A 16,186-nucleotide genomic window follows, 5' to 3' on the forward strand; every position below is an offset into this window, starting at 1 on the left:
ACAATTACTTCTTCTTGTTTCTCTCGTCAAAATCCCTGACCATATTTGCTTTTGCTGCAATACTTCCAGGTTTTGCATTTCTTGCATTCTGGTAGGATTCCTCTACTTTTCTGGCTCTCTCTTCTGCGTTTGTGTTACTGGAACCTTTATCAATCTTGGTATTGATATTCTTAGTAGACTGGTTTGCCTGATTGGTGATCTTCTGCGGCGGAAGTCCTTCTTTCGTACGCTGTTTCTCCATCTTCTTCATGTTCTCGTTTACCAGATCATTGATATCCATCTTATCAAGATGACGATTGATAAACCACTGCTGAACACTTCTTACAACCGCACTTGCAATCCAGTAAATACCAAGACCTACCGGGAATGTGAAACAGAATACTGCTGACATAAGCGGCATAACCGTATTCATAGTCTTCATGGAAGCCTGCATTGTATCAACAGCTCCTTCAGCAGATGAAGTAGCCTGTGGCATAAGCTTATAGTTCAGTACCTGAGTCGCCCATGCAAGAATAGGAATCAGAAGTGCAGCGATTGCCAGTGCAATAGATGCTCCCTCAAAAGCAGCCTTAATGTAGTTCAGAGGCTGATCTGCAATGTTAAGTCCACAGAAATTCTGCATTTTGGAAATTTCTGCAGACGTGGTGTTAATGGTATCTGCAAATCCCTTAAACTGATCCATTGCTGCAAGATCTTTCCACTGAGATGGAGATAATGCATAAAGGAAATCGATGACAGAATTACTGGTCGCTTTTCCGTTATCCAGAGCCAGCTGTACACGAGTCATCTTATTGTCTGTGATAAAGTTCTGGATCAGGTCTGTGTAGCCACTTACGCTTGTGATCTGATCAACAAGGCCTGTGAAAACATTCTTTACACTGCCAACATAACCAGGAATTTTGTAAATAACCTGCCATAATGCCATCAGGACAGGAAACTGGATCAACAGCTGCACACAGCTGCCGGTAGGTGAAACACCGTATTTCTGATATACAAGCTGAGTTTCTTCCTGCATTTTCTGCACGGACGCCTGGTCTTTTTTATCTTTGTATTTCTTCTGTATCTTCTGAAGCTCAGGCTGCATAACAGAGCTTAACTTAGAAAACTTCTGCTGTTTAACCTGCAATGGTGTCATCAGTGCATAAATAATAATACTGAAGATAATGATACAAAGACCCAGGTTCTGAATACCCACCAGATCAAGAACTCTGTAAATCCCGTCCATGATCCAGCCCATAATAGAAGCAACCTGTCCAATAATCGGGACACTGCTCTTCGTTAATAAAATCATATCCAAAGTTTGTTTCCTCCTAGGCTTTTTCGGTGTAACTATTCAATTGTCAAAGTTTGAGTTTTTGTGCTGAAAATCAGTTTAAAGTGTCATTTATTGTACACTGTCTGTTTCAGTACAGTTTATGGCACAGGATCGTATCCTCCATGTGAAAAAGGATTGCAGCGCAAAATTCTCCACACTGCAAGAAGCCCGCCCTTTAACGCACCATATTTTTGAATTGCTTCTAAACCATATTGAGAACATGTGGGAATATAAGGACATTTTGTTCTCTTCATCGGCGATATATATTTCTGATAGAGACGAATCATATGAATCATGATATTCCTTGGACTAAATCTGCTCATGATAATTTCTCCTGCAAATCTGTTTCAATATTGCCGCTCCTTTACCGAAACAACAATACTGCCCAAATACCGTTTAATCTTCCACATGAAGCTCAGCCTCACGGCGGATCTTCATTCTGCCTGCAAGATGCATAAGCGCACTCTCAATCTCCTGATAGGACTTGTCCTTTGCATTTGGTCTTGCGACCACTACAATGTCCAGTCCCTGACGGAAGGATCTTTCATTCAGGCGGTAGCTCTCTCGTATCAGTCTGGTGACTCTGTGGCGTACCACACTATTCCCAACTTTTTTACTTACAGATATTCCCAGACGATTCTCCATGTGCCTGTCATGGTTCTCAAGCACATACATCACCAGATACCGATTTGCCTGTGATGTTCCTTTTCGGTATACCCTTTGGAATTCGTTATTTTTCTTTAAGGAGTCTGAGTATTCCATCTGATTCTCCTTTATATGATATTGAAATAATTATTTCTGTATAGAAGAAAAGACCACAGTAACTGCGGTCTTAACGGTCTTAAGCAGATAACTGCTTTCTTCCTTTTAATCTTCTGGCAGCTAATACTTTACGTCCGCCTTTTGTGCTCATACGAGCTCTGAAGCCATGGACTTTCGCTCTAGATCTTTTTTTCGGCTGAAATGTCATTTTCATAGGTAAAGCACCTCCTTTATCTATATGGAATTTAAAATTATTAACCTAATCAGAACATCATTTCAATTATATTCATAAATGGCATTCTCGTCAAGTAAAAATTCTTGCTTTCCTAGAATTTTTTATATCCACAAAGTTTTCCACACTGTGCATAACCTGTCATTTTGAAAAGGTTTACGTAACATTATCCACATTTTGTGGATAACTTGTGGATAACCTGGGGATTATCAGCAAAAATATCCACTTTTGACTGTTGATTTTAACGCATATGTCACAAAAAACGGTATATTTCGAGGGGATTCGACAGTGGATAGAGTTATACACATAATTTTTCATTATTGAAACCCGTAAAACCATGTTATGGTAACCAGAATGGTTATCAACCTATTTATCCACATTTATCCACACACAAAATGTTGATAACTTTCCAGTTTATTCACAAGATATCCCCCATTTTTTTCCTTGAATTTTTTTATTATCCACTGCAATTTTTTTAAATTGTGGATGTTTTGTGGACAATTCTATACTTTTCCCCATTTATTTTTCCTATTTTTAGCTTCAAAACAACATTTTCCTCCTCGTCCCCTCATTCTTTTAGGTAATCCACAGCAATCTTAATTTTTTCTCCGAATGTGCATAATTTTCCACATAAATTTCCTATATAAATAAGATTTTGTCGTTGCGAAAAGACAGGATTTATTATAATATATATAAGGATATTTATGTCCGTTTATCAAAATACCAGTAAAATTCCGGTATATTTAGCCTGCCACACCCTAATTTCCTGTTTCCAGCTGGTATTTTGATAAACGGACATGTCGCCGACGGACGGCATCATTTAATATAAGAAACAATCAGATGTGTACGGGAGGAAAAAATGAGCACAGTAATAGAAAAATGGGATGAAATCCTGGGAATTGTGAAAAAGGAGCACGATCTTTCCGATGTTCGATTCGACACATGGCTGAAACCCCTGAAGGTTTATGATGTCAGTGGAAATGTAGTTACCATCGTCGCTTCCGACCAGGTGCGATTAAGCTACATTAATAAGAATTACAAACTGCCTCTGCAGGTTACCATAAGCGAAGTTACCGGAATGACCGACTGCGAAGTGAAATTTATCCTTCCAGAAGACGTCCCGGCGAAGAAATCCATTTCCGACGCTGCACCTGATCAGGACAACCGTTTTAAGGCCAGATGTGAAGAAGCAAATCTGAACCCCAAATATACATTCAATACTTTTATCGTGGGCAGCAACAACAAACTGGCTCAGGCTGCAGCCCTGGCAGTAGCGGAATCTCCGGGAAATACGTACAATCCGCTGTTTATCTATGGTGGTGCAGGACTTGGCAAGACCCATCTTATGCATTCCATCGCCCACTTTATTATTGAAAATGATGATAACAGTAAGGTTCTCTATGTTACAAGTGAAGAATTTACCAATGAGCTGATCGAGACCATCCGTAATGGAAATAACACCGCCATGAGTAAATTCCGCGAGAAATACCGTAACATTGATGTCCTTCTCATTGATGATATTCAGTTTATTATAGGAAAGGAATCCACGCAGGAGGAATTTTTCCACACCTTCAACAGCCTTTACAGTGCAAACAAACAGATTATCATATCTTCCGATAAACCGCCGAAGGATATGGAAATTCTGGATGAGCGTTTCCGTTCCAGATTCGAATGGGGACTGATCGTGGATATTACTCTGCCGGATTACGAGACCAGGATGGCCATTCTTCATAAAAAAGAAGACATGGACGGCTACAATGTAAGCGAAGATGTTATCAAATATATTGCAAATAATATCAAATCCAACATCCGTGAGCTGGAAGGTGCCTTCAATAAGGTAGTTGCTTATGCAAAACTGGAGAAAAAAGAGGTTACCCTTGAACTTGCCGAGCAGGCTCTGAAGGATATCGTCGCACCGAATGAAAATAAACAGATTACTGCAGACTACATTATTTCTATGGTAGCAGAGCATTTTAATGTAAGTACTGCCGATCTTTGTGGAAATAAAAGAAGTTCCAAGATCGTGATGCCAAGACAGGTGGCAATGTATCTTTGCCGTGAAATTCTGGCGATCCCGCTGAAAAATGTAGGACAGTATCTTGGAAATCGCGACCACACTACCGTTATGCACGGAGTAGAAAAGATCGAAAAGGAACTCCAGAACAACGAACAGCTCCAGAACACCATCGATACATTAAAGAAAAAAATTAATCCACAAACTTAACACATTTTTTCCACATTTCATGTGTATAAGATGTTGACATTATGTGTATTAATGTGAATAACTTTTGGCGACAAAATCGCTTATGTGGTTTTACACAGGTTATTCACACTCTAAACCAATGCTTTTACACGAAGTTATCCATACCCGAAACCCTTTTATTCACTGGGCGGAAGTGAGTTTTTCACATATTCACACCCCCTACGGCGGATACGGCGGATATCTTCTTAAATATATTTAATGAAAAACCCATTTTCTCCAGAAAGGAAGTTATACACATTATGAAAATCATTTGCTCCAAAAGTAACTTGTTGAAGAGCGTCAGCATTTCCTTAAAAGCTGTACCATCCAAAACAACTATGCCAATTCTGGAATGTATTCTGATTGATGCAACAACAAATCAGATCAAATTTACTACTAATGACATGGAACTTGGAATCGAAACCATTGTCGAAGGTACTATAGAAGAAAAAGGAATGGTTGCCCTGAATGCGAAAATCTTTTACGAGATCATCAGAAGACTTCCAGACAACGATGTTACCATTAAAACTGATGAAAAATTCGCTGCAACTATCACCTGTGAGAAAGCAAAATTTAATATTCCTGGAAAATCAGGAGAAGATTTCGCATATCTTCCTATGATTGAAAGAGATGAACCATTAACTATCTCTCAATATACATTAAAGAATATGATTTATCAGACAATATTCTCAATTGCAGTCAACGATAACAACAAATTAATGACTGGTGAGCTGTTTGAAATTAAGGATAATTGTCTGAAAATTGTCTCTCTGGATGGACACCGTATTGCGATCCGCAAAATGCCTCTGAAGAAAGACTATTCAGATCGCAAGGTTGTGGTTCCAGGTAAGACTCTTAACGAGATCAGTAAGATTTTATCCGGAGAAATGGATGACGTAGTCAGCATTTTCTTTACCAATAATCATATTTTATTTGAATTTGACCAGACTATGGTAGTTTCCCGTCTGATCGAAGGGGAATATTTCCGTATTGACCAGATGCTTTCCAGCGATTATGAGACCAAACTTTCCATTAACAAAAAAGAATTTCTGGATTGTATCGACCGTGCTACACTTCTTGTAAGAGAAGGAGATAAGAAACCGATCATTATCCACATTACAGATGGCAGCATGGAGCTGAAGATTGATTCTGCAATGGGTTCCATGAACGAGGATATTGATATTGAGAAAGAGGGAAAAGATATTCTGATCGGATTTAATCCCAAGTTCCTGATCGATGCACTGAAGGTTATTGATGATGAGACCATCGACATTTACCTGGTAAACCCGAAAGCACCTTGCTTTATCAGAGATGAGGAAGAAACTTACACGTATCTGATTCTTCCGGTTAACATAAATCAGAACCAGGCAAGATAATGACACTTGCCACAGAGAGAAACGTAACAGACAATTGGAAGAGTATGGAAGTGAACACGGACTGCCAATAATGGCTGGAGACAGTCTGGAAAACGAATTGCAGTCGTGATGCCAGAAGAGTGGAGGCAGAAAATTGGAAATCAGAATCAGAGATGAATTTATCAAACTTGGCCAGGCACTGAAACTTGCTGAACTTGTATCAGACGGTGTTGAGGCAAAATATGTGATCAACGACGGACTTGTAAAAGTAAATGGCGAAGTAGATACCAGAAGAGGCCGCAAGGTTTATGGCGGTGACGTTATTTCCTATAATGGCCAGGATGTGAAGGTTCTGTCCGGAAACGAGTAAAATGGCTTATATTGAATCCATAAAATTAAGCAATTTCAGAAATTACGAATCGCTGGAACTTTCTTTTGACAAAGGAACTAATATTTTTTATGGGGATAATGCACAGGGAAAAACCAATATCCTGGAGTCTGTGTATCTGTGCGGAACCAGCAAATCCCATAAAGGAAGCAAAGACCGGGAGATTATCCGCTTTGAACAGGATGAAGCCCATATCCGCATGATGGTGGGAAAAGATTCCATGTCTTATAAGATTGACATGCACCTTCGGAAAAATAAGGCCAAGGGCGTGGCAATCAACGGGCTTCCCATAAAGAAGGCGAGAGAGCTTCTCGGTGTGGTGAATCTGGTTTTCTTTTCCCCGGAGGATCTGAATATTATCAAAAACGGTCCGGGAGAGCGACGAAGATTCATGGACGCGGAGCTTTGTCAGCTGGATAAACTATACCTCACAGATCTTGCCGGATACAATCATGTTCTGAATCAGAGAAATAAGCTGCTGAAGGATATGTATAAGCGACCGGATCTTGGAGCGACTCTGGATGTATGGGATATGCAGCTGGTAAATTATGGCCGTAAGATCATTGGCAAAAGAAGAGAATTTGTGGAGTCCCTTAATGAGATCATTAAGGAAATTCACAGAAATCTTACCGGCGGTATTGAGAATATAGAAGTGATATATGAACCAAGCGTGGAGAGTGAGGCTTTGGAAGAGAGCCTTTTCCGCAACAGAGACCGGGATCTTCGGATGAAAATGACTTCGTCCGGACCTCACAGGGATGACCTAATGGTGGCTGTGAACGGAATTGATATCCGCAAATATGGTTCGCAGGGGCAGCAGAGAACAGCAGCCCTTTCCCTGAAACTTTCGGAGATTTATCTGGTGGAGAAGATCATTCATGATAAACCAGTTCTGCTTCTGGACGATGTCCTTTCGGAGCTGGACAGCAGCCGTCAGAATTATCTTCTTGAGAGTATTCATGATATTCAGACCATGATCACCTGTACTGGTCTGGATGATTTTGTCAGTCATCAGTTTACGATCAATAAAGTGTTTCACGTTGTGGCAGGGCATGTGTATCAGCCGATAGGGGGTCCTGCAGATAAATAAGCTTGCGAAGTAGTATGCGATATGCTAAACTGGCATTAACTATGGAAAGTTGGTGAAAAATTTGGACAAAGAGGAATTTCGGGTTAAACTTGAAGAGATTAACCATTTAGTAGAACAGAAAGACTATAAGGGAGCCATGAATGTTGTAGACAGCATTGACTGGCGCCGTGTGAAAAATGTTCGTACCCTTTGTGTGGTTGGTGAAATCTATGCTGCCAATAAACGCTATGAGGACAGCAAGGAAATTTTCCTGCTGGCTTATCACAGAGCCTCCATTGGTAAGAACATTCTTTATCGTCTTGTAGAAGTTTCCCTGAAGCTGGGACAGGTTTCCGAGGCAGTGGAATTTTATCAGGAGTACAGGGAAGTTGCGCCAAATGATAATACGCAGTACATCCTGAAATACAAGATCCTGAAAGTAAAAAAGGCTCCTCTTGCAGAGCAGATCAAGGTTCTGGAGGATTATAAGGAGAAAGAATTTACCGAAAAATGGTCTTACGAGCTTGCCAAACTGTACTATCAGGATGGTGACAAAGAGAAATGTCTGGAGCTTTGCAACGAGATCATTCTCTGGTTCAACGAGGGTAACTACGTGATGAAGGCTATGGACCTGAAACAGCGTATGGGTGCTCTTACTGGCGCGGAGAAAGAGCGGTATGAACAGCAGTTTGTACCGAAGCTTCTGAAACCTGAGGAAGCAGATACCATCAAGGAAGAAGAGAAAGCACCGAAAGCTGAGAACCAGGGAAGCGAATCTATTGAAAGTATTCAGATCAAGAGCGAGGATCTGGATGGCGTAGAGAGTCTTCAGGATAAAATTTCCAAAGGACTTCGTGACATCTTTGGAAGCCGTAAGATGGATGAAATGGAAGACAGCATTGTTTCCACTGAGCAGACGAAAGAGGTTCAGGAAGAAATGCTTCGTGATCCGGCTTCTGAGAAAGAATATGAAAGTGTACCGGAGCTGGAGCCTGAAACTGGCAAGGTGAAAGTGGAGAATACCAAGGAGAATGTTGCTGAAGAATCTGTGAGTACAGCAGATGAGACTGCGGAGGAATCAGCAGAAGCAGTTTCCGAAGAGAATACAGAAGGTTTAGAGAATGCAGATCGTTCAGAGTCTGCAGAAGAGAAGAACGCATTTTCCACAGAAACAGAAACACCTGTTGAGAACCTGAAAATGCCTACACTGAATATTCCGGATTCTATGAAGAATATGGTACCGGAAGAGATTGAGGTTCCCAAGGCGCCTGTACAGAATAACCTTTTCAGTGATGAGGCTGATGCTGCGGAGAAAATGAAAGACGAGAAACCTGCATTTGATTTTTCAAATTTCAATCTGGAGGATACGATTCTTGCTGCTGCTTCTGCACAGGGAATTGAAATTCCGGATGAGAAGGTAGATGAAGAGAAAGTTCAGGAAGAAAATAAAGAAATTGTAGAAGCTGCCCAAGAAATATCTACGAAACCTCAGAATGCTGTAAAAGAAGAAAAGGCAGAGGATATTCCAGAAGAAGAGGAAGTTATCACTGAGGACGAGGAAGAAATCGAGCCAGAACCAGAGCAGAAAAAGCCGGTTGTAGAGCTTGAGGAAGAGGAATTCCTTTCCGAAGAGGATCTTCAGGCTGCTGAGGATGAGTTTATGAATGGCCCGGCAGGTCATAAGGAGAAAGAAGAGCCTTCTGATGATTCCATGTCTGAGGATGAATTTATTGCCAAGCTTCTCAGAGAGAGCATTGGAGAAGAAGAGGATGAGGATATGCCTCCAGCTGCAGATGATGTGGTTGAAACGGAAGATGCAGAGGAAGAACCGGAAGATTCTGAGGACGAAAACTTTGATTTTGACGAGGATGAAGAGGAAGAAGAGTCTTCTGAATCTCTTTCCGAGGAAGAAGAACTGGAACAGTTTATTGATTCTATTCAGCCAAAGGATAAGAGAAATCCATCTGACATTGTGCCAAGAGAGAAATCACTTACCGATGATGAGAAGAAGCTGTTTACATATTTTGTAAAGGTTCCGGGAATGCGGGAACAGCTGATCAGTGCACTTTGCGATGTGCAGATGGCAGCGGCTGATAAGACCTCCAAGACTGGAAACGTGATCGTCATGGGTGGGAAAGAAACTGGTAAGACAAGACTGATCGCAAGTCTGATTCCGGCAATCTGTAAAGAGCTGAATCTGCCGGCTTCCAAGGTGGCTTATGTGTTTGCCGACCAGCTGAATGAGATGGATATTACGAAAGTGATTGGTAAACTTAGCGGTGGTTTCCTTGTCATTGAGAATGCTAATCAACTGACACAGGAAACAGTGGATATTCTGGATAAGGCTATGGAGTTCCGCACAGACGGACTTACTGTGATTATTGAGGATGAGAAGATCGGAATGCGTAAGCTGATTGCAAGATTCCCGAAATTTGCCAAGAAGTTTACATCCATGATCAACATTCCGGTATTTACCAATGATGAACTTGTAAACTTTGCAAGAGTTTACACCAAGGAAAATGGTTACAAGATCGACCAGATGGGAATGCTTGCATTGTATAATCTGATCGGTGTGAACCAGAAAGAAGACCAGCCTATGAACATTGGCGCAGTTAAGGAAATGCTTGACGCAGCAATGGCGAAATCCCAGGGCGGACTTCTGAAATTTAATAAGAAAAAGAGAGTAGACCGTGATGGATTTACGGTTCTTTATGAGAAAGATTTTGCAAAATAAGTAATAAGGGAATTGCAGACAGCTGCCCAGATTGTGCGATTTGCAGATAATGATTAAATAATTTAAAAGAAAGAGGAAATTAACATGACCAGACCTTATTTAGGAAATCCGAAATATACCATTGAAGTTCTTCAAAAGTATAATTTTGCTTTCCAGAAAAGGTTTGGTCAGAATTTTCTTATCGATACCCATGTTCTGGAAAAAATAATCGAGGCTTCCAAGATCACCAAGGATGATTTTGTCCTGGAAATCGGACCAGGTATTGGAACCATGACCCAGTATCTGGCTGATGCAGCCAGAGAAGTGGTGGCTGTAGAGATTGATAAGACACTGATCCCGATTCTGGAAAATGATACTTTGAAAGACTGGGATAATGTGACTGTGATCAACGAGGATATCCTGAAAGTTGATATTGCGGCGCTGGCACAGGAGAAAAATGGGGGCAAGCCTATCAAGGTGGTTGCCAATCTGCCTTATTATATTACCACGCCAATCATCATGGGACTTTTTGAAAACCATGTTCCCATTTCTTCCATCACCATTATGGTACAGAAGGAAGTGGCAGACAGAATGCAGGTTGGTCCTGGAACAAAGGATTACGGTGCTTTGTCTCTGGCTGTTCAGTATTATGCCAGACCGCAGATCATTGCGAATGTTCCGCCAAACTGTTTTATGCCAAGACCGAAGGTGGGAAGTGCTGTTATCCAGCTTGTGAGATATGAAGAGCCGCCAGTGCAGGTGGACAATGAGAAGCTGATGTTCAGGCTGATCCGGGCATCTTTTAATCAGAGAAGAAAAACATTGGTAAATGGACTGAAGAACTCCCAGGAGCTTGATTTTTCAAAAGAGGAAATTGAGAAAGCTATGGCAGAGACCGGAATTCCGGTAAATGTGAGAGGCGAAGCGCTTACTTTAGCAGAATTTGCTGATCTTGCAAACGCATTTAATAAATTGAGATAGATATCAAGAACGGGGCGTAAGCCCCGTTCTTGATATCTTCGGATTGCTTCGCAGCGTTGCGGCTCCCGTGATCCTTCACATGTTCGGAAATGATTTACTGCATAAATCTTATACAAATAAAAATCACCCGGTGGCTAGAAGGGTGATTTTTATTTTGTCTCAAATATATTTTTTAAAAGGAAGGAGAGTCAATCACTTTTGGGTGACTGACATATGGAAAAGAAATTTTATAAAAATAATGTTGGCTGTTATTATTTTTATGATGTTAGTATATCGGGAAAGTTTGAAAGAATCGTGTTTATCTTATGAAAAATTAGTGAACGAATTTGAAAAGATTTGTAACTTCCTGGAAAAATGGGCTGTTTTTGGAGATTAGTTATAAAAAGATTATAAAGTTTTTAGATACATTTTACAAATAAAAGGAAAAGGTGTAGTATAATGGGCTGGAATCTGGAGGAAGATTTATTTCCGGTATTGATTAAATTTCAGAAGAAAATTACTTGATATGAGGAAATCAGATCATAAATATGACCAGATTCCAGCAGTTTGTGAACAGAATATTAACTATTGCTGGTCAGACCATGAACAGCAGCTATTTAATTGTTACTGGAGAGATTTGAACAGATGACATTTAATCGTTACTGGGCAAGTCTTGAACAGCAACATTCAATCAGGAGGTAATTATCATGATAAAAATGAAAAAATCAGCAGCACTTATCCTTGCAGGAGTTCTTGCATGTTCCATGCCGATGCCGGTTATGGCATCCAGTGATACAGAAGTAGTAGAAAGTCTTCTGGACAGTGGAATTGATTTTCTTGCTTCTGACCCTGGAAAAGCAGTAGACATTATTATGTATGCCAAGGATCTTGTAGACCAGCAGAACATCACAGATGACCAGGTACGAAGTGCTGTAACTCAGGCAGCAGACCATTTTGGGGTATCTCTTTCTGATTCAGAGGTAGATTCCCTTGTTTCTGTAGTACGCAAGGTTCTGGATGCAAAAATTGACGAAGATGCTCTTAGAAGCGATGTAAATTCTGTATACAGTAAGCTGCAGGATATGGGTGTTACAAAGGATGATGCCAAAGGTCTTGTGTCGAAGTTAATCGAATTTGTAAAAGGATTATTCGAATGAGAAATGTAAAATGTGCAAAATGTATAACTTTACCAAATTAAAGTAAAGATGCAAATGTGGTAAATTTATAAAAAAAGAGGAAAATGAAAGAAGAAATTGTGCAAATAAAACAAATGTTCATTATTCGTTAACAATTTGCATGTATTTTGTTCATAAGTATCTGATACTATATAATCAGTTCGAAAGAACATACACAGAAGACGTTGTAATGACACCATTACACATAAAATTTTTTCATAATAATCGCCCCGGCAGCTACTGCCGGGGCACTCCTCGTTTTAGAGCGTATTTGAAAAAGTATTCCTGCAATCTGCACGCTCTGGAGCGTGTTTGAAAAAGGTTTTTTGCAAGATGTGCGTCACAATTTTTTGGAAAATTTGTCTGAATATGCCGCTCTTTAAACGCCAGATCTTAAACTCTGACGCTTAAAGAGCGGTGTTTTTTCGAATGTACATTCCAAAATTTATTTGCAACGAATAAGCGGTGTGCTATAATGAAGCAAAAACAGGGGTAAAGGAGTCTAGGTCATGGCAGAGACAATGAAAGATTACGAAGCAGAACTTGAAGCTTCTTTTAAGAAAATTGAAGAAGGCGACATTCTCACAGGAACAGTTGTGAGTGTAGATGATAAAGAAATTATTGTAGATTTAAAATATTACGCAGAAGGCATTATCCCGGTAGAAGATTACAGCAGAGAGCCGGGCTTTAACGTTAAAGAAGAAGTACACCCTGGAGATGAAGTTTCCGCCACAGTTGTAAGAAAAGACGATGGAAACGGCAACATCCTTTTATCCAAAGTTGAGGCTACTGACGTCCTGGCTTGGGACAAATTAAAAGAGCTGAAAGCCTCCGGAGAGGTTCTTGATGTAGTGGTAAAAGATGTAGTAAACGGCGGTGCAGTTGCTTATGTAGAAGGTGTGCGCGGCTTTATCCCGGCCTCCAAGCTGGCCTTGAATTACGTAGAAGACACCAACGAATATCTGAACAGACACATCCAGGTTCAGGTAATTGATGTCAATAAAGAGGACAAAAAACTGATTCTTTCTGCGAAAGAAATTTTAAGGGAAAAAGCAGAAGAGGAAAGAAAGAATAAAATTTCCAATATCCAGCCAGGCTTTGTAACAGAAGGAACTGTAGAGAGCCTTCAGCCATACGGCGCATTTGTAGATCTTGGAAACGGCGTATCCGGACTGGTACATATTTCCCAGATTTGCGAAAAGAGAATCCGTAAACCATCAGAAGTTCTTGCAGTTGGAGATAAGGTGAAAGTAAAAGTAACTGCAGTGAAAGATGGAAAACTGAGCCTGAGTATCAAAGAAGCAACTGATATGATGGCAAAAGAAGTGGAAGAAGAGAAAATAGAAATCCCACAGTCCGGAGAAGAGGCAACCACATCTCTGGGAGCTTTATTTGCAAATATTAAACTGAATTAATATAAAGTGCAGATTTGGACGATTAAGACAATCGCCCAAAATGAAAATCTTCTGTAGAGCGTGTTTGAGAAGTAGACCCGAAATAAAAACTCTGTTTACAGATGAAAAGTGTGCAGAGGTCAGCTGAATTTTGGAAGGAAGAATGTGAATGAAGAATCAGAAAGTATTTGTAATGGGACATAAGAATCCGGATACGGATTCTATTTGTTCGGCAATTGCTTACGCAGATATCAAAAACAGAACCACCCAGACCAAGCGTTATATTCCAAGACGCGCCGGTCAGATCAATGAAGAGACCCAGTATGTACTGAATCGTTTTGGCGTACAGCCACCGGCTTATCTGGGAAATATCGGAACGCAGGTAAAAGATATGGATATCCGTCCAAAACCGGATGCAGACCGTACCATGTCCCTGAAAAATGCCTGGGATATGATGCAGAATAAAGGCATTGTGACCCTTCCCATCTGTAACAGCGAGGATGAGCTGGAGGGAATTGTAACAATCGGCGATATTGCTGATGTTTACATGGATACCAAGGACAGCTATCTTCTTTCAAATGCCAGAACTCAGTATAACAAGATCAGGGATACTCTTGACGGTGAAATCGTAGAAGGAAACGGTCACGGCTATTTTACCAAAGGGAAAATCCTTATTGGAACTGCTGATCCGGAGGTGATGAAGAACTATATCGAAGAAAATGATATGGTTATTCTTGGAAACCGTGAGGAAGATCAGTTAAAGGCAATAGAACTGAATGTAAGCTGCATTATTGTAGGAATGAGTATTCAGGTAAGTGAGAAGGTAATAAAGAAAGCTCAGGAGAGACAGATCATCATTATCTCTTCTCCATATGATACCTACACAATTGCCCGCATGATCAACCAGAGTATTCCGGTAAACTATGTGATGAAAAAAGATAATCTGGTAACTTTTAATACTGAAGATTTCACAGATGATATTCAGGATGTTATGATCAAGCACCGCCATCGTGCATTCCCTGTTATCAATAAGCGGGGAAAATGTGTGGGAACCATTTCCAGACGAAATTTCCTTGACATGCACAAGAAACAGGTAATTCTGGTAGATCATAATGAGAAAGACCAGGCTGTTGATAATATTGAGAAAGCAGAGATTCTGGAGATCATTGACCATCATAAGCTTGGTTCTCTGGAAACTATGAAGCCGATTAATTTCCGAAATGAGCCAGTTGGATGTACTGCGACAATCCTTTACCGGATTTATGACGAGCAGCGACTGGAGATTCCGCCTAAGATCGCAGGACTTCTCTGTGCAGCCATTATTTCCGATACCTTAATGTTCCGTTCCCCAACCTGCACCCAGCAGGACAAGATCGCAGCAAGTGCGCTTGCACTGATCGCGGACATTAAGATTGAAGATTTCGCAAGAGAAATGTTCAAGGCTGGAAGCAATCTGAAGGATAAAGCACCTGAAGAAATTTTCTATCAGGATTACAAGAAATTTATTGCAGAAGGAAATGTGGCTTTTGGTGTTGGACAGATCAGTTCCATGGACGAGGAAGAGCTTCAGGAGATCAAAGTCCGCCTGAAACCATTTATGGTAAGCGAGTGCGGGCGCCATGGAATTACCCGTGTTTACTTTATGTTAACCAATATTATGGACGAGTCTTCAGATGTAATTTATTACGGTGAGGGCAGCGAGGAAATGGGAAAAATCGCATTCCAGCAGGAACCGGAGGATAAGTGCTTCCACCTGAAAGGAGTGGTTTCCCGTAAGAAACAGATGATCCCGGCTATGATGGAAGCTGCGCAGATCATGGCAAATGACTTTAACTGATAATAAAGATTTTCCCGGCAAAGAGGCTGTTAAAAGATACTGCTCACAAAGTGAAAAGTAACGCAGAAGGTTCTTTGCACGGGAAATTTTCACATAAAAGAGGAGCAAAAATATGGCAAAACAGACCTGGAAACCAGGCAATATGCTTTACCCGCTTCCTGCTGTGATGGTCAGCGTTACAGATGGCGAGGGTAATGATAATATAATAACAGTAGCGTGGGCTGGCACCGTGTGTACCAACCCGCCAATGGTAAGCATCTCCGTTCGTCCCACCAGATTTTCTTACGATATGATCTGCAAGACAAAGGAATTTGTTCTGAACCTTACCACAGAAGAGCTTGCATACGCCACCGATTATTGTGGCGTGCGGTCCGGCAGAGAGGTTGATAAATTTCAGGAGCTTCATCTTACCAAAGAAAAGGCGGATCAAGTGAAGGCACCAATGATCGGTGAAGCTCCTGTAAATATTGAATGTAAAGTTAAGAAAATTGAGAAGCTTGGTTCTCATCACATGTTCCTTGCGGAAGTAGTTGCAGTGCATGCGGACGAAGCCTATATGGATAAAAATAATAAATTTCAGCTGAATCAGTCAAAACTGATGGTATATTCCCATGGAGAATATCTGGGACTTGGAAAGAAACTGGGCACCTTTGGATATAGCGTAAAAAAAGGAAAAAAGCATAATCAGAAACTTAAAAATCACCCATTAAAAAACCGAACTCAGTAACAATTTTTTAACGAACT

General features: G+C 40.7%; 15 protein-coding genes. 10 read left to right on the top strand and 5 right to left on the bottom strand.

Features of this window, described 5'->3' with window-relative positions; genetic code table 11:
• Window positions 1–4: 4 nt before the first annotated feature.
• The 4 genes from yidC to rpmH form a co-directional block, all read right to left on the bottom strand.
• Window positions 5–1,291 carry a membrane protein insertase YidC gene (gene yidC, locus AB5170_RS08755; RefSeq protein WP_368361765.1) on the bottom strand — a complete coding sequence of 429 codons (1,287 nt, stop codon included), beginning with the start codon at window positions 1,289–1,291 and terminating at the stop codon, window positions 5–7.
• Window positions 1,292–1,413: 122 nt separating this feature from the next.
• Window positions 1,414–1,638, bottom strand: a complete 225-nt coding sequence (yidD, locus tag AB5170_RS08760; RefSeq protein WP_118580820.1) for a membrane protein insertion efficiency factor YidD — start codon at window positions 1,636–1,638, stop codon at window positions 1,414–1,416.
• 73 nt (window positions 1,639–1,711) lie between these two features.
• Window positions 1,712–2,077 (bottom strand): ribonuclease P protein component, encoded by a 366-nt coding sequence (gene rnpA, locus AB5170_RS08765; RefSeq protein WP_148463049.1) that lies wholly within the window; start codon window positions 2,075–2,077, stop codon window positions 1,712–1,714.
• Between the two features lie 79 nt (window positions 2,078–2,156).
• Complete coding sequence (rpmH, locus tag AB5170_RS08770; protein ID WP_005423866.1) at window positions 2,157–2,291, bottom strand: 50S ribosomal protein L34; 135 nt, start codon at window positions 2,289–2,291, stop codon at window positions 2,157–2,159.
• Window positions 2,292–3,168: 877 nt separating this feature from the next.
• On the opposite strand from rpmH, the gene dnaA reads away from it, so the two are divergent.
• The 7 genes from dnaA to AB5170_RS08805 all read left to right on the top strand — a co-directional run bounded on the left by dnaA (window position 3,169) and on the right by AB5170_RS08805 (window position 12,193).
• On the top strand, window positions 3,169–4,533 hold the full coding sequence (gene dnaA / locus AB5170_RS08775; protein ID WP_173716653.1) for a chromosomal replication initiator protein DnaA: 1,365 nt from the start codon (window positions 3,169–3,171) through the stop codon (window positions 4,531–4,533).
• Between the two features lie 278 nt (window positions 4,534–4,811).
• Entirely contained in the window at window positions 4,812–5,927 is a 1,116-nt protein-coding gene (gene dnaN / locus AB5170_RS08780; protein ID WP_173771302.1) for a DNA polymerase III subunit beta, read from the top strand.
• A 133-nt stretch (window positions 5,928–6,060) separates the two neighbouring features.
• A complete protein-coding gene (locus AB5170_RS08785) occupies window positions 6,061–6,276 on the top strand; it encodes an RNA-binding S4 domain-containing protein (protein WP_173716655.1) in 216 nt (71 codons plus the stop codon).
• Window position 6,277: 1 nt separating this feature from the next.
• Complete coding sequence (gene recF / locus AB5170_RS08790; RefSeq protein ID WP_118580835.1) at window positions 6,278–7,384, top strand: DNA replication/repair protein RecF; 1,107 nt, start codon at window positions 6,278–6,280, stop codon at window positions 7,382–7,384.
• Between the two features lie 52 nt (window positions 7,385–7,436).
• Entirely contained in the window at window positions 7,437–10,097 is a 2,661-nt protein-coding gene (locus AB5170_RS08795; RefSeq protein WP_227198975.1) for a lipopolysaccharide assembly protein LapB, read from the top strand.
• Between the two features lie 84 nt (window positions 10,098–10,181).
• Entirely contained in the window at window positions 10,182–11,057 is an 876-nt protein-coding gene (gene rsmA, locus AB5170_RS08800) for a 16S rRNA (adenine(1518)-N(6)/adenine(1519)-N(6))-dimethyltransferase RsmA (protein WP_368361760.1), read from the top strand.
• Window positions 11,058–11,743: 686 nt separating this feature from the next.
• Window positions 11,744–12,193 carry a DUF1002 domain-containing protein gene (locus AB5170_RS08805; RefSeq protein WP_118580844.1) on the top strand — a complete coding sequence of 150 codons (450 nt, stop codon included), beginning with the start codon at window positions 11,744–11,746 and terminating at the stop codon, window positions 12,191–12,193.
• Between the two features lie 255 nt (window positions 12,194–12,448).
• Here the strand turns inward: AB5170_RS08805 and AB5170_RS08810 are convergent, their stop codons facing one another.
• The gene (locus AB5170_RS08810; RefSeq protein WP_368361766.1) at window positions 12,449–12,601 is read right to left on the bottom strand and encodes a DUF6783 domain-containing protein; all 153 of its coding nucleotides are present in this window, start codon (window positions 12,599–12,601) and stop codon (window positions 12,449–12,451) included.
• A gap of 119 nt (window positions 12,602–12,720) precedes the next feature.
• Here AB5170_RS08810 and AB5170_RS08815 point away from each other — a divergent pair, with 119 nt between their 5' ends.
• The 3 genes from AB5170_RS08815 (at window position 12,721) to AB5170_RS08825 (ending at window position 16,169) form a co-directional block, all read left to right on the top strand.
• Window positions 12,721–13,626: a S1 RNA-binding domain-containing protein gene (locus tag AB5170_RS08815; protein WP_173718497.1), complete on the top strand. Its 906-nt coding sequence runs from the start codon at window positions 12,721–12,723 to the stop codon at window positions 13,624–13,626.
• Window positions 13,627–13,774: 148 nt separating this feature from the next.
• Window positions 13,775–15,442, top strand: a complete 1,668-nt coding sequence (locus AB5170_RS08820; RefSeq protein ID WP_148463040.1) for a putative manganese-dependent inorganic diphosphatase — start codon at window positions 13,775–13,777, stop codon at window positions 15,440–15,442.
• A 112-nt stretch (window positions 15,443–15,554) separates the two neighbouring features.
• Window positions 15,555–16,169 (top strand): flavin reductase family protein, encoded by a 615-nt coding sequence (locus AB5170_RS08825; RefSeq protein WP_118580850.1) that lies wholly within the window; start codon window positions 15,555–15,557, stop codon window positions 16,167–16,169.
• Window positions 16,170–16,186: the final 17 nt, after the last annotated feature.

This window comes from Ruminococcus sp. RTP21484sp1_RTP21281st1_A8_RTP21281_210402 (assembly GCF_040914025.1).
Taxonomy (GTDB): Bacteria; Bacillota; Clostridia; order Lachnospirales; family Lachnospiraceae; genus Blautia_A; species Blautia_A faecis.